A 12,034-nucleotide genomic window follows, 5' to 3' on the forward strand; every position below is an offset into this window, starting at 1 on the left:
TGCCAGCGTTATTTCGAGAACCCCGGCAGTTCGCTGTCACTTGCCACGCCCATCAGGTAAGCGCCCCACACCTGACCGGGACGCTGCTCGCGCGTGTCGCCCGGTAACGGCATGGCCACGCCGGCGGCGACCGGCTTGACCAGATGCGGCGTTACGATGATGACCAACTCTTTTTCTGCACTCGAGTACTTCAAATCCCGGAAAAATGCGCCGATGAGCGGCAGGTCGCCGAGCAACGGAATTTTGTCGACCGAAGCGGTCGTCGTACGTGAAATCAGCCCGCCGATGACGAAGCTCTCGCCGTCACCCAACTCGACCGTGGTGTCGGCGCGCCGGGTAGTAATCGCCGGAATCTGCACCGAGTCGGTCACGATGGCGTTGGTGTAATCGATGTCCGAGGCTTCCGGCGCCACCTTCAAAGCAATGCGGTTGGGCGAAAGAATCGTCGGCGTCACCGTCAACCCCACGCCGAACGGCTTGTACGTCACCGTGGTGGTGCCGAGGCCGCCCGATTGCGGCACCGGAATCTCGCCGCCCGCAAGGAAACTCGCGCTCTGCCCCGACAGTGCCACCAGCGTGGGCGCCGCCAGAATGCGGCCCAGCCCGTTGGTCTGCACGAGATCGATGGCCGCCGAGAGCGTGAAGGCACCGCGCGTGATCGACCCGAAGAACGAGCCGAAGCTGGACACCTGACCGCTGCCGGTCCCGCCCGAGCCGCCGAATGCCGACGCCAGTTGCGAGACCACGCCGAAACTGCCCGACCCGGTTTTCTTCGACGCCGAGAAACTCGCGCCAATCTGATTCAGGATGTTGCGGTTGATTTCGACGATTTTCACGTCGACCTGCACCACCCCCGTCTCGCCGACCGTCGAACGATCGACCACCACACCGCCCTTGCCCGTCGCGTCGACCGCCGCCGATTGCAGGCCGCTGTGCTCGATCATCGTGTTCGCGTGGCCCTGAATCAGCGCAGCATTGCCACGCGCATCCACGCTCGCCGTGCCGGTGTCGCCCAGCGCGCTTTGCAGATCACCCGTCACATGCACTTGCCAGCGCACGGCGTCACCACCGCGCGGCCATGCCGACACTTGTGTCGTGCCCGCCTTCTTGCCGACCACGAGCACCGAACCGCGACGCCCGCCGGTACCGCGCAGCACTACGACGTCGGCAACGGCCGGGTCGGCCACGGCCACCCGTTCAAGCGTGCCGGGCAGCGGCAGCTCGCGCTGCTCGTGCACACCCAGCGTCAGCGAACGCATGCTGGCGCTCTGAGAGGGGTCAGCCGCTTCGGCCAGACGCACCGACACTGTGGCTGCGCACGCGACCAGCGCGGCAAAGCACAACAGCGTCCCCGTGACACGTCTGACGTCTCGTCTGGCAGTGCGAACCTGGCTTCTGATCATGGCGTGGCTATATCGGTCACTGTTTCGATTGAACTTGAAAGCCTTGGGTCAAGCGTTCCTGTACGTGGTTTTCTCTGTGTCTGAGTCTGTTTCTCTAAGTGGTCTTCCGATGCCCGGTGGTTCAGAATGACGCCGTCGAACGCTCGGCACCGCGCACGACCTCGATCGTGGCGCCACCGCCCTGCCCGCCACCCGCCGGTCGCGGTGCCGCGGCCGCCTTGACGGGAGCGCCGGCCAGCCCGGTGGTCGCGATACCGGCATAGGCCTGATTCTCCGGGGTATCGAGCGAAGCCTTGTCGTCGCCCTTCAGGCCGGCCTTGCCCGCCAGCACCGGCGGCGGCGACGGGAACAGCGACGTATCGGGTCTGGCGTCGTCGGCCGGGTTGCGCAGCGCGAGCGTGATCTTCCCTTGCTGCGTGCCGAGCACCACACGGTTGACGTCGGCCACCGGCACGGCCACTACGGCGGCAGTCGCCGGCATCGGCGGCTGCACGTTCACATTAGGCGGCGGAGGCGGCGGCGCGGTAGTGGCGGCCGCTTGGACCGTGGAAGCGACGCCCGGCGTGACGGGCGGTGGCGTCACGTCGTCGAGCGACGCATTGCCGTAACTCAACACACGCACCCGCGAGGCGAGCAGGCGTGCCTGCGTGTCGTCGGCCAGCCCCACGGCCGGACCCGGGGCCTGATTGGTCTTCATCGTGAAGAACACGTCGACGTAGTCGCCCGGACGGATGCGGTTGGCCACGCCCACGGCTTCGGTGACCGGCAGCGCGACGGCGCGCTCGCCCGGCGCCAGTTGCATGGCAAGACCACGCGCGAGGGTGTTTTGGGTCACCGGCACCCCGGCGGCGAGGGCCACCAGCGGCACGCGGCCCACGACGTCGGCGGGGTTGGTAAAACCGCCCGGCGTCTGGGCGTCGAATTGCACGAGCTTAACGGCGTCGGCAGCAATCACCTGCCCGGGCGCCAAAGCCTTGGCCGCCACCACGGCCGGGTAGCGCTGCGTGAGCGTCTGCGTCACCGGCGAGGGCGTTGCCGTCGGCGCCGGCGCGCTGGTCGTTCCCAATCGCAGCGCAAAGAGTGCCAGCAGCACCCCGATAACAACCAGCAGCGTCGCGAGAATCTTGGTGGCTTTGTTCATGGCTTGGGGCCTTGCGGCCGTTCAGTCACAAATTTCGGGCGCCGGGTAACGTGTAACGTAACGTGTAACCGGCGGCATGACATCGACTGCCAACGCAACTGCCAACTCAATGTTCGACTCAATGACCCACTCAACTGCCTGCTCAACTGCCACCGAGCGTCGACGTGTCGAGCGTTACCGCGGTGGTGCCGTTGATGGTCGACGGCACCAGACTCCCCAACCCGGGCCAGTTGACGGTCATCGTCTGGTTCAGGCTGAGGTTGACGTGAACGATGCACTGCGACGCGCTGCTCGATGCCCCGGACGCCGGGCACGGATAGGTGGTGTCGGGCACAAAAGTCGTCGACACCGCGCTCGAGGCAGGCCACGCGAGCGTATTGCCGATCGCCTGTGTGGCGAAACTCTGGCGCTGTGCCAGCGTGCCGGCGCGCAGCATGGCACGCCCCCCTTCGGCAGCCGCCTGCGTGAGCATTTGTCGGGCAAGAATGGTGATCGAGAATGCGACGGCGACGTAGAACGCGGGCAACAGGATCATCAGAATGAGCATGAATTCAAGAGCGGCAACCCCACGCGAACGCGCCGGTCGCAACCCTGATCCTGCCTGTGTCCTGTACCGCTTCATGACGACACTCCCCGTCGCGCACGGCGCTTGAGGCCGTGTTTGGCGACGCATTGGTCCCACTCATTCGCGCGGCGTCGCCCGCGCCTCCCATTATTGCGGTGCCGCTTTCTGCGGCACTCGACACGCTCTTCTAAACCGCTTCTCAACTGCTTCTCAAACGCTACTCACGCTGCCGCTATCGCACCACCAGTGCCGCCACCGCCAGATACGCCCCGTAGGGCAACCCGATGCGTCCGGCCCGCCACCGCTCGATCTGCTGCCACGTCGCCGTGGCCTTCGTCCGCTCCCGCCAGCGCGTCAACCACGCAAGACGCCCAGCCAGCAAGACCAGCGCATGCACCCCCGCTGCGACGCTTGCCAGACACCACACCGGCAGCAACACCGGGTAGCCGGCAATCAGGCCAATCAGCGCGAACAACTTGACGTCGCCCGCCCCCATCACGCCTCGCCACCAAAAAGGTAGCAGTACGATTAATCCCAGTAACGCGCCCAGCCCGTGAACCCACAACACACGGGGTTCGCCGTGCCACGCCTGCCACCCGATCCAGCCCAGCGCAAGCGCCCCAACCCACAACAACCACATGTTAGGAATGCGGCGTGCAATCAGATCGGTGACCACGATCGGCACGCAGAGCAACCACAACAAGGTGAGCACGGTGGCCCTCGTGTCAGTGCGAAATCACCGAGATGGCGGCTGACGACATCGTGCTGAATATCGATGAGATCGCGCTGCCCAGCTGGGTGTAGACGGTAGTCCCAATGATCAGTGCCACGATGGCGGCGAGAATGCCGTACTCCAGCGCCGTAACACCCTGCTGACGCCGCAGTCCCCGCCGCCCGTAACGCTTACGCCGCGCGATTCGCATAGTCCGCACCCCGCGCAAGCGCCGTCAGGCACCCGCAGACGTCACGACCGACTGAACCTTCGAGAAGACCGATGTGAAGACACCCTGCAATGCCGGGGAGACGCTGACGCCAATAATCACGGCGACAACAGCAGCCAGAATGCCGTACTCCAGCGCGGTCACACCACGCTCGTCGCGCGCAAACAGTCGAATACGATTGCCGAGTTTCATCTCACCCTCCCTCACTATTAAGGCGCTTTGCGCCCGTTGGCATACATGGCAAGTCACTCTCAGGCTTCGCCTGAATGACGAGAACTCGCCATATCGCTTATCAGTTCTGGACTTCGGCCTCGGGTTCGTTGCGCTGCAAGGCTTACGAACCTCTTTTACTTTGTACGCCATTATTTCCCGCCATGCTGTAACAACCTTCGGGATCGCGTACTATTTTTTTTCGATGCTAATTTAAACTAAAACGCAAAAACTAGAGCCTTCCTACCAATCACCCCGGAGAATGTAAGAAAACGTTACACGGGTTGATCAAACAATACTCCAAAACTAAGCAATGCAACACGCGCGAGGGAAAACCATGATTCGCCGCGTGTGAGCGAAACAACGCATCGAATGCAGCGGACATTTAAATAACTATTCATCCATCGCGCATTCAGCGTCCATTCAGCGTCCATTCACCGTCCATTCAACGTGTTTAGCGGCCGCCACGGCCGCCGGGTCCGCGTCTGAATTCGTCAATCGCTTCGCAACCCTTGCCAATCGCGGCACCGTGAGGAATCTCACACGCCGGCGACCGTGTGCGCAACCGGTGAATCTTTCGAAATCTTTCGCCATCCGTGGTATTTCCACATCGTCTGTATTAGCCCGGCGGATGCCGATCGTATTCCTTCTCATTTACTTCTTACGCGCTCCCTTTTCCGCAGGGGCAATCATCTTTGCCGCAGCGCATTCGGCACGCCTTCTCCGGCAGCAGTTGTAACGCGATTTCCAAAAATTACGCGACAACGGCGACGCCGTCGATCCTCCCTTTCGTGAATCTCTCGCAATCGCCGGCACCGATGCCGGCATTCGGGTTTTGACGCACGTATTTACCCGCCCCCACGGGAATCACGTTACGTAACGTTCCCCGTAACGCCCCCCGTAACGGGAACGGCAATTCGCTGGAATTACCGCCGTTTTCACCTTTTCCCGATCTCGTTAACCCTGACTTTTGATCAGGCGTGCCAGCGGTCGATCTCTCGATCCAAAAGATTCTTGTTTTGCGAAACGCAAATAAATACAGGCTTTCAGGGCAATCGCCGGGAAATCTAGAGCGATTACTCAACCCCGGATTTAGAGGTTGGCACACCTCTTGCGGATATCCCTGCATCGCAACGCTAAAGATCACCGGGGGACACCATGATCATTGGCATTACCAAACAAACGACGCTCGGCACCGCAGGCATCAACGCCTCGCAGCAGCGCGTCAGGGCCATGCAGCGCAGCGCTGCCGCCCAAGACGATCGTAGAGGCGCAAGCCCAGGGAGGAGCGGTGAGGACGGCGGTGGCGTACACGCCACCGCCACACCGTTCGGCACGGCAGGCACTCAACGTACGAATCAGGCCCTGGCGATGACGGGCCCCACCAGCGCAGCCGTCGAGGCGCTCCTGTTCGCACTCATCGCACAACGCATGAACACCCGACTGGCAGCGCAAGACGCGCTCGCCTGATCACATAAACGACCAGAGGACACCATCATGAACAGCATCCAACGCAACCTTATCGCTTCGGCCTGCCTTCTCGCCATCGTCACCATGACCGGCTGCGCCAGCTCCGGCTCGGGCGGCACCAGCGGCTCACTCGGCGGCGGCACCAGCGCCGGCTCGAGCGGCGGTGACGGCAGCGGCGGCGGATCGGGTACCGGCACGGGCACCGACGGCGGCAGCAGCAGTGGCGGTAGCAGCAGCGGCGGCAGCAGCAGCGGTGGTAGCAGCAGCGGTGGTAGCAGCAGTGGCGGTAGCAGCAGCGGCGGTAGCAGCAGCGGCGGTAGCAGCAGCGGTGGTAGCAGCAGCGGCGGCAGCAGCAGCGGTGGCGCTTCCACCAACCCGATCGGCACGGTCGCCGGCACCGCCAGCACCGGCGTCGTCACGCAAGTGGGCAAGACGGTCAGCGACCTCGGCACCACACTTGCCGGCACGCAACTGCCGCTGGTCAGCTCGCAAACGCAAAGCGGCCTCTCAGGTGCCGTCGTCTCCACCGGCAATGCCGTGCAAACGCTGGGCAACGGCCTGACGAACGGTCTGGGCAAGCTGGGTTCGGTCTCCGACCCGCTCAACCCGACGCTCGCCAGCGTGGGGGGTGTGGTCTCGAACCTGGGCACCGCCGGCACGCAACTGGGTAGCGCCGTCGCCGGTCTCGGTCAAACGGGCCCGCTGGCCAACACGCCGATCAACGGTGTCACGACGCTGCTCGGCGGTGTCGTCACGGCTGTCGGCAACGGCGGCGTCGCCATCGGCAACACCCTGACGAGCACGATCACCAGCGCCCCGGTGCAACAACTCACTACGGGCCTGTCGTCGGCCATCACGCCGATCACGAACGTCGTCACCAACACCACGCAAACGGTCGGCAACGTCACGGGCCTCGGTACGCCGGTGGCTGGCCTGCTGGCCCAAGTCGGCGGCGGTCTGGCCGGTGTCGGCACCAAGGTGGCATCGCAACTCAACAACCCGATCGCCACGGACGTCGGCGGTCTGGTGGCCGGCGTGGGCAACACGGTGGCCAGCCTCGGCGGCCTCGTGCATGGCACGCCCACCAGCACCAACCCGCTCGCCCCGCTCACGTCGGCCCTCGGCGGTCTCGGTGGCCTTGGCGGCACGGGCACGGGCAGCGGCCCGCTCGCACCGGTCACGAATCTGCTCACCGGCTTGACCGGCTCGCTCGGCGGCGCCGCTGGCGGGACGTCGGGCAACAACCCGCTGGCCCCGGTCACGAACCTGCTCTCCGGTCTGACGGGTGGCCTCGGCGGTGCCGCTGGCGGCACGTCGGGCAGCAACCCGCTCGCCCCGGTGACCAATCTGGTTGCCGGCCTGACGGGTGGCCTCGGCGGTGTGACGGGTGGCACGTCCGGTAGCAACCCGCTGGCCCCGGTGACCAACCTCGTGGCCGGCCTGACGGGCGCACTGGGCGGTTCGGTCTCGGCAGGTGCCGGCGGCTCGGCTGGCTCGGGCGGTGCTTCGGCAGGTGCCGGCGGCTCGGCCTCCACTGGCGCACTGGCGCCGGTCACCAACCTCCTTGGCGCAGTGACGGGTGCCGCAGGCGGTGCCACGGGTTCGGCAGGCGCCAACGGCGGTCTGCTGGCCCCGGTGACCGGCTTGCTCGGCGGCCTGCTCGGCGGCGGCAAGAAGTAAGTCGCCCGGCCTAACCACCTAACCATCGTCCGGCAGACGCGAGAACAGGAGTCACGACCATGACCCGAGCGATTCCCCCACCCGCCTGTGATCGCCGCGATCCGGCCCTCCTCCCGATGTCCGCACATCGGGTCGAGAAGGTCCGGGTCCGGTCCACCCCGAGCGCCGCCCGCCCTCGCCGCCTCACCAGACTTCAGCGGCTACAGAGCGACCGGCCCAGGTTTCTGAAATGGAAGTAACCCGGCAATCGAAGACATAACCACAGACGACTCCGCGCGGCACGCCGCCGGGACACAGTAAAACGATCAGGGAGATGAACATCATGTCGAACGCACTGCAACGTACCCTTCTGGCCTCTGCCGCTATCGGCATGATCGCTCTCACCGGCTGCTCCAGCGGCGGCGGCGGAAGCGGCGCCACGGCCACCGGCACCACGGGCACCCCGAATGCCGTCGGCACCACCGCAACCGGCGCAGGCGGCGTCGTCAGCTCCGCCGGCAACGTCGTGAGCGCACTGGGCAATCAGGTCGCCAGCACCAATCTGCCGCTGGTCTCGCCGCAAGCCACGCAAGGCATGGGTAACGCCCTCGTGCAGACCGGCAACGCCGTCACCGATCTCGGCAACGGCGTGAGCAACGGTCTCGGCCAGATCGGCGCATCGAAAGACCCCGTCGGCACCACGCTCGCCAGCACCGGCAACGTCGTGACCGATCTGGGTAACGCAGGCGTCTCGCTGGGTAGCGGCGTCGCAGGCATCGGCAAGAGCGGCCCGCTCGCCGGTACGCCGGTCGACACGCTGACCGGTGCGCTCGGCAACGTCGTGGCCACGGTCGGTCAGGGCGGCATTGCCGGCGGCGCGATCCTCAAGCAGGCCTTCTCCGGCGGCCCGCTCGTGACGGCGACCACCGCCCTCTCGTCGGCCATCACCCCGATCACCAATGTGGTCTCGGACACCACCCGCACCGTGGGTAACACCACGGGCTTGGGCGGACCGGTGCAGAACCTGCTCACCACGTTGGGCAACACCGTCGGCACCGTCGGTACGACGCTGCGCGGCACCTCTTCGAATCAGGTTGTTTATGCCCTCGGCGGCACGGTCCTTGCCACCGGCAACACCGTGGCAGGCCTCGGCAGCTTCGTGAACGGCCAGACCTCCACCGGCTCGTCGAACCCGTTCGGCTCGCTGCTCGGCAATCTGGGCAACACGGCGGCAGGTGGCGGCACGGGGACGGCGAGCAACCCGCTCGGCTCGATCACGGGCCTGCTGGGCGGCCTCGGTGGATCGAGCGGCGGCAGCAGCCCGCTGGCCCCGGTGACCAACTTGCTCTCGGGCTTGTCGGGTGCTGCAGGCGGCTCGGGTGGCAGCAACCCGCTCGCCCCGGTGACCAGCCTGCTCGTGGTGGTATCGGGTGGCGGCTCGGGCGGCAGCAGCAGCCCGCTCGCTCCGGTGACGAATCTGCTCTCCGGCGTGACCGGCGCAGCAGGCGGCAGCACGGGTTCGGGCGCAGCAGGCGGCCTCGGCGGTCTGCTGGCACCGGTCACCAGCTTGCTCGGCAGTCTCGGAACGGTGGCGAAGTAACCCGCGGCGCGTTCTAGCGAAATACCCATCGCGCAACGGTCAACAACTGACTGGTTGATGCGCACTTGATCGATAAGGAGATGCCATGGCCCGCTTCATTCCCGACACCGGCCTTTTGATGCGCGGCCATGGCGAATCTGCCACGCAAATGACCGAACCGGCAGCCATTCGCGACACCGGCAACGGCGCATTTTCGAACCACTTGCACAACACCTCCGGCACCGACCACGGTGCCGCTTACGGGGCAGCGTCTTCCGCCTCTCAGCTCAACGGAGCGCACAGCACCATGAGCGATCGACACACGAACCGCAACGATCTGGTCTCTGGCATCGTCCGCTCGCTCGGACGCCGGCTCGCCGTGTACACCGCGCTCTACCACGCCGCCCTCGCCGAACAACTCGGCCTGAACGTCACCGATCTGAACGCGCTCGATCTGATTCTCGAACTCGAATCGATTACTGCCGGGCAACTCGCCGAACTCATGGGCGTGAGCTCCGGCGGCATCACTACCGTCATCGACCGGCTGGAGCGTGCAGGTTTCGTCGAGCGCGAGAAGAACCCGCACGATCGCCGCATGGTGATGATTCACCCCATCGAAGAACGCTGCGCGCAAATCGAACAGTTTCTGTCGTCGGTGTCGCGCGAACTCACCGCCGTGAGTGCTGCATACGACCAGAACGAACTGGCCGCCATTCACGACTTTCTGGTGCAGAGCATTCGCACGCTCAAGAGCGAGACCTTCCGTCTGCGCTTCGAAGCGGATCAGGACATCGCCGGACTGGTTTCGACCGGCCGGCCGGCCCCGGCGCGCTCGTGAACGCGCGCGGCGCATCTGCCGCCGGGTCGGCCCTCGGGTTGGCCACCGGGTTTGCCACATCATGGAGACACGTCATGTCGAAGCACTTGCGTCCTACCCTGCTCGCCGCGCTGGTGGCAGGTGTCGTGGGAGTTACGGGTTGCTCGAGTTCGGGCAGCGGCAGCGGTGCGACGGGCAACACGCCCACCAACCCGACGAATCCCACCAATCCGACGAACCCGACAAACCCCACCAACCCGACCACGCCCACCAGCAGCAATGGCGTTGTCAGTTCAGTGGGCTCGGTGGTGAGCGCGGTCGGTAATCAGGTGTCCGGCACGACGATTCCGGGCGTCTCGCCGCAAGTCAATCAAGGCCTTGGCGGCGCGCTCACGCAAACCGGCAACGCCGTCACCGACTTGGGGACGGGTGTCGGCAACGGTCTCGGACAACTCGGTAAATCCGGCACCGACCCCGTCGGCACCACGCTCGCCAGCACCGGCAACGTCGTGACCGATCTGGGCAATGCCGGTGTCTCTCTCGGCAGCGGCATCGCCGGCATCGGCAAGAGCGGTCCGCTGGCCGGCACGCCTGTCGACACGCTGACGGGTGTGCTTGGGAATGTGGTCTCGACCGTCGGTCAGGGTGGCGTGAAAGGTGGCGCGGCGCTCACGCAGGTGCTGACGAGTGCACCGGTCGTGCAGGCCACGACAGCACTCTCGTCGGCCGTCACGCCGATCACGAATACCGTGGTGAACACCACGCAAACGGTAGGCAACACCACCGGGTTGGGCGCGCCGCTTTCCGGCCTGCTCGGCACCGTGGGTGGCGCCTTGAATTCCGCCGGCGCACAGGTCAAGGGCGCTGCGCCGAATGCGGTGGTCGCAAGTCTCGCGAACCCGCTCATGGCACTCGGCAACACCGTGACCAGTGCGGGGGGCTTGTTGACCGGCAGTACCAGCGGCACGAGCGCCAATGCGCTCGGCACGGTACTCGCCAACGTCGGCAATACGACCGTCACACCGACGTCGGCCAGCGGCACGAATCCGCTGGGTGCATTAACCGGCTTGTTGGGTGGTCTCGGTGGTCTGGGTGGAGCGACGGGTTCGTCGGGCGGGACAGGCAGCAATCCGCTTGGGGCCGTTACCGGTTTGTTGGGTGGACTCTCGGGTGCCACCGGATCGGGGTCATCGGCCAGCAATCCGCTCGGTGCTGTCACGGGCTTGTTAGGCGGTGTGACCAACACGGCGGGCGGCTCCGGCAGTGCCAGTAATCCGCTTGCGCCGGTGACCACATTGCTGAGCTCGGTGACTGCACCGCTCACGTCGATTGCAGGCAACACGTCGGGCGGCTCTGGCGGCGCAGGCGGTTTGCTCGCGCCAGTGACGGGCCTGCTGGGCGGGCTAGGGAAATAAGCAACGAATCGAATGCAGGGCCGGTAGTTTGCAGTTCGCAGTTCGCGAGAGGGAGCAGTGCTGGGGGTGGAAGGTGGCGTCGTACAGATAGCCTGAAGACGGTGTCTTGAAATAGGTGTCTGAAGGGCGAGGGAGGGTGACAAGCCCGGACAGTGTGGCGACACTGCCCGGGCTTTGTCGCGTGTATCGTGAGTGTGGTGCGTGTCGTGAGTGTTACGTCTGCGACCGGCGCATCAAACAAAAAAACACCCGCCGTAGCGGGTGTTTTTGTTTCGTGTCTGGTACGCGGGTGACTTACTGTTCGCGAATCCACGTTTGCGTGCGGCCCAGCAGCGAGACGCCGATGTAGCCACGCACCTCCAGCTTCTTGCCGCCGTCGATCAGCGTCATCTTGCAGCGATATTCCTTGCCGTTTTCCGGGTCGAGAATCTTGCCGCCGTCGAAGCCGTCGCCGTCGCGGCGAATGCCGTTGATGATCTGAAGGCCAAGCATCTTCTGTCCCTTGCGGGCGTCGGTGCAAGCCGTGCAAATGCGCTCGGGATCGTCGCTCTCGCCAAGGCCCTTGGTAATCGTGCCGATATATTCACCGTCTTTTTCGGTGATCGTCACGAGCGCCTTCGGCTTGCCGGTGTTGTCGTCGATCGTCTTCCACACACCGGCCGGTGTCATCGCGTCGGCGGCCATCGCCAACGTCGCACCGCCCATCAGTGCCACGGCCACCAGTGCACGTGCACCCAGACGTCGCCACGACGTCGCATTGGAAATCTGCATCATGATTGTCTTCCTCCCAGATACGGAATTGATTCTCGTAGGACTCACTCGCCGGCAAGTCTC

At 65.1% G+C, this 12,034-nt stretch carries 12 protein-coding genes; 5 read left to right on the forward strand and 7 right to left on the reverse strand.

From position 1 onward, the window contains the following. Positions 1–8: 8 nt before the first annotated feature. The 6 genes from PIN31009_RS15285 to PIN31009_RS15310 form a co-directional block, all read right to left on the reverse strand. Positions 9–1,403 (reverse strand): type II and III secretion system protein family protein, encoded by a 1,395-nt coding sequence (locus PIN31009_RS15285; RefSeq protein WP_150790789.1) that lies wholly within the window; start codon positions 1,401–1,403, stop codon positions 9–11. Between the two features lie 121 nt (positions 1,404–1,524). Next, complete coding sequence (gene cpaB / locus PIN31009_RS15290) at positions 1,525–2,544, reverse strand: Flp pilus assembly protein CpaB (protein ID WP_150790790.1); 1,020 nt, start codon at positions 2,542–2,544, stop codon at positions 1,525–1,527. A gap of 142 nt (positions 2,545–2,686) precedes the next feature. Continuing rightward, positions 2,687–3,217 carry a TadE/TadG family type IV pilus assembly protein gene (locus PIN31009_RS15295; protein WP_150684449.1) on the reverse strand — a complete coding sequence of 177 codons (531 nt, stop codon included), beginning with the start codon at positions 3,215–3,217 and terminating at the stop codon, positions 2,687–2,689. A 124-nt stretch (positions 3,218–3,341) separates the two neighbouring features. Then, positions 3,342–3,821: an A24 family peptidase gene (locus PIN31009_RS15300; RefSeq protein WP_150684450.1), complete on the reverse strand. Its 480-nt coding sequence runs from the start codon at positions 3,819–3,821 to the stop codon at positions 3,342–3,344. 13 nt (positions 3,822–3,834) lie between these two features. Next, complete coding sequence (locus PIN31009_RS15305) at positions 3,835–4,032, reverse strand: Flp family type IVb pilin (protein WP_150684451.1); 198 nt, start codon at positions 4,030–4,032, stop codon at positions 3,835–3,837. A gap of 24 nt (positions 4,033–4,056) precedes the next feature. Further along, positions 4,057–4,242: a Flp family type IVb pilin gene (locus tag PIN31009_RS15310; RefSeq protein WP_150684452.1), complete on the reverse strand. Its 186-nt coding sequence runs from the start codon at positions 4,240–4,242 to the stop codon at positions 4,057–4,059. Positions 4,243–5,418: 1,176 nt separating this feature from the next. Between PIN31009_RS15310 and PIN31009_RS15315 the strand changes: the two genes are divergently transcribed. The 5 genes from PIN31009_RS15315 (at position 5,419) to PIN31009_RS15335 (ending at position 11,200) form a co-directional block, all read left to right on the forward strand. Next, on the forward strand, positions 5,419–5,730 hold the full coding sequence (locus PIN31009_RS15315) for a hypothetical protein (RefSeq protein ID WP_150684453.1): 312 nt from the start codon (positions 5,419–5,421) through the stop codon (positions 5,728–5,730). 27 nt (positions 5,731–5,757) lie between these two features. Next, positions 5,758–7,410, forward strand: a complete 1,653-nt coding sequence (locus PIN31009_RS15320) for a collagen-like triple helix repeat-containing protein (protein WP_174997191.1) — start codon at positions 5,758–5,760, stop codon at positions 7,408–7,410. Between the two features lie 322 nt (positions 7,411–7,732). Continuing rightward, positions 7,733–8,989, forward strand: coding sequence for a collagen-like triple helix repeat-containing protein (locus PIN31009_RS15325; RefSeq protein WP_246185686.1), 1,257 nt, complete (start codon positions 7,733–7,735; stop codon positions 8,987–8,989). 85 nt (positions 8,990–9,074) lie between these two features. Continuing rightward, on the forward strand, positions 9,075–9,806 hold the full coding sequence (locus PIN31009_RS15330; RefSeq protein ID WP_150684455.1) for a MarR family winged helix-turn-helix transcriptional regulator: 732 nt from the start codon (positions 9,075–9,077) through the stop codon (positions 9,804–9,806). Positions 9,807–9,880: 74 nt separating this feature from the next. Beyond that, on the forward strand, positions 9,881–11,200 hold the full coding sequence (locus PIN31009_RS15335) for a collagen-like triple helix repeat-containing protein (RefSeq protein WP_150790792.1): 1,320 nt from the start codon (positions 9,881–9,883) through the stop codon (positions 11,198–11,200). Positions 11,201–11,494: 294 nt separating this feature from the next. Here PIN31009_RS15335 and PIN31009_RS15340 read toward each other — a convergent pair whose 3' ends face one another. Further along, positions 11,495–11,905 (reverse strand): DUF2147 domain-containing protein, encoded by a 411-nt coding sequence (locus PIN31009_RS15340; protein WP_246185702.1) that lies wholly within the window; start codon positions 11,903–11,905, stop codon positions 11,495–11,497. Positions 11,906–12,034: the final 129 nt, after the last annotated feature.

Origin of the sequence: Pandoraea iniqua (assembly GCF_902459685.1) — a bacterium.
In the GTDB taxonomy this organism is placed as follows: domain Bacteria; phylum Pseudomonadota; class Gammaproteobacteria; order Burkholderiales; family Burkholderiaceae; genus Pandoraea; species Pandoraea iniqua.

Coding starts and splice junctions, on each gene's coding strand:
- PIN31009_RS15285 (WP_150790789.1), bottom strand. CDS start 1,403: ATGATCAGAAGCCAGGTTCGCACTGCCAGACGAGACGTCAGACGTGTC.
- cpaB (WP_150790790.1), bottom strand. CDS start 2,544: ATGAACAAAGCCACCAAGATTCTCGCGACGCTGCTGGTTGTTATCGGG.
- PIN31009_RS15295 (WP_150684449.1), bottom strand. CDS start 3,217: ATGCGTCGCCAAACACGGCCTCAAGCGCCGTGCGCGACGGGGAGTGTC.
- PIN31009_RS15305 (WP_150684451.1), bottom strand. CDS start 4,032: ATGCGAATCGCGCGGCGTAAGCGTTACGGGCGGCGGGGACTGCGGCGT.
- PIN31009_RS15310 (WP_150684452.1), bottom strand. CDS start 4,242: ATGAAACTCGGCAATCGTATTCGACTGTTTGCGCGCGACGAGCGTGGT.
- PIN31009_RS15315 (WP_150684453.1), top strand. CDS start 5,419: ATGATCATTGGCATTACCAAACAAACGACGCTCGGCACCGCAGGCATC.
- PIN31009_RS15320 (WP_174997191.1), top strand. CDS start 5,758: ATGAACAGCATCCAACGCAACCTTATCGCTTCGGCCTGCCTTCTCGCC.
- PIN31009_RS15325 (WP_246185686.1), top strand. CDS start 7,733: ATGTCGAACGCACTGCAACGTACCCTTCTGGCCTCTGCCGCTATCGGC.
- PIN31009_RS15330 (WP_150684455.1), top strand. CDS start 9,075: ATGGCCCGCTTCATTCCCGACACCGGCCTTTTGATGCGCGGCCATGGC.
- PIN31009_RS15335 (WP_150790792.1), top strand. CDS start 9,881: ATGTCGAAGCACTTGCGTCCTACCCTGCTCGCCGCGCTGGTGGCAGGT.
- PIN31009_RS15340 (WP_246185702.1), bottom strand. CDS start 11,905: ATGGGCGGTGCGACGTTGGCGATGGCCGCCGACGCGATGACACCGGCC.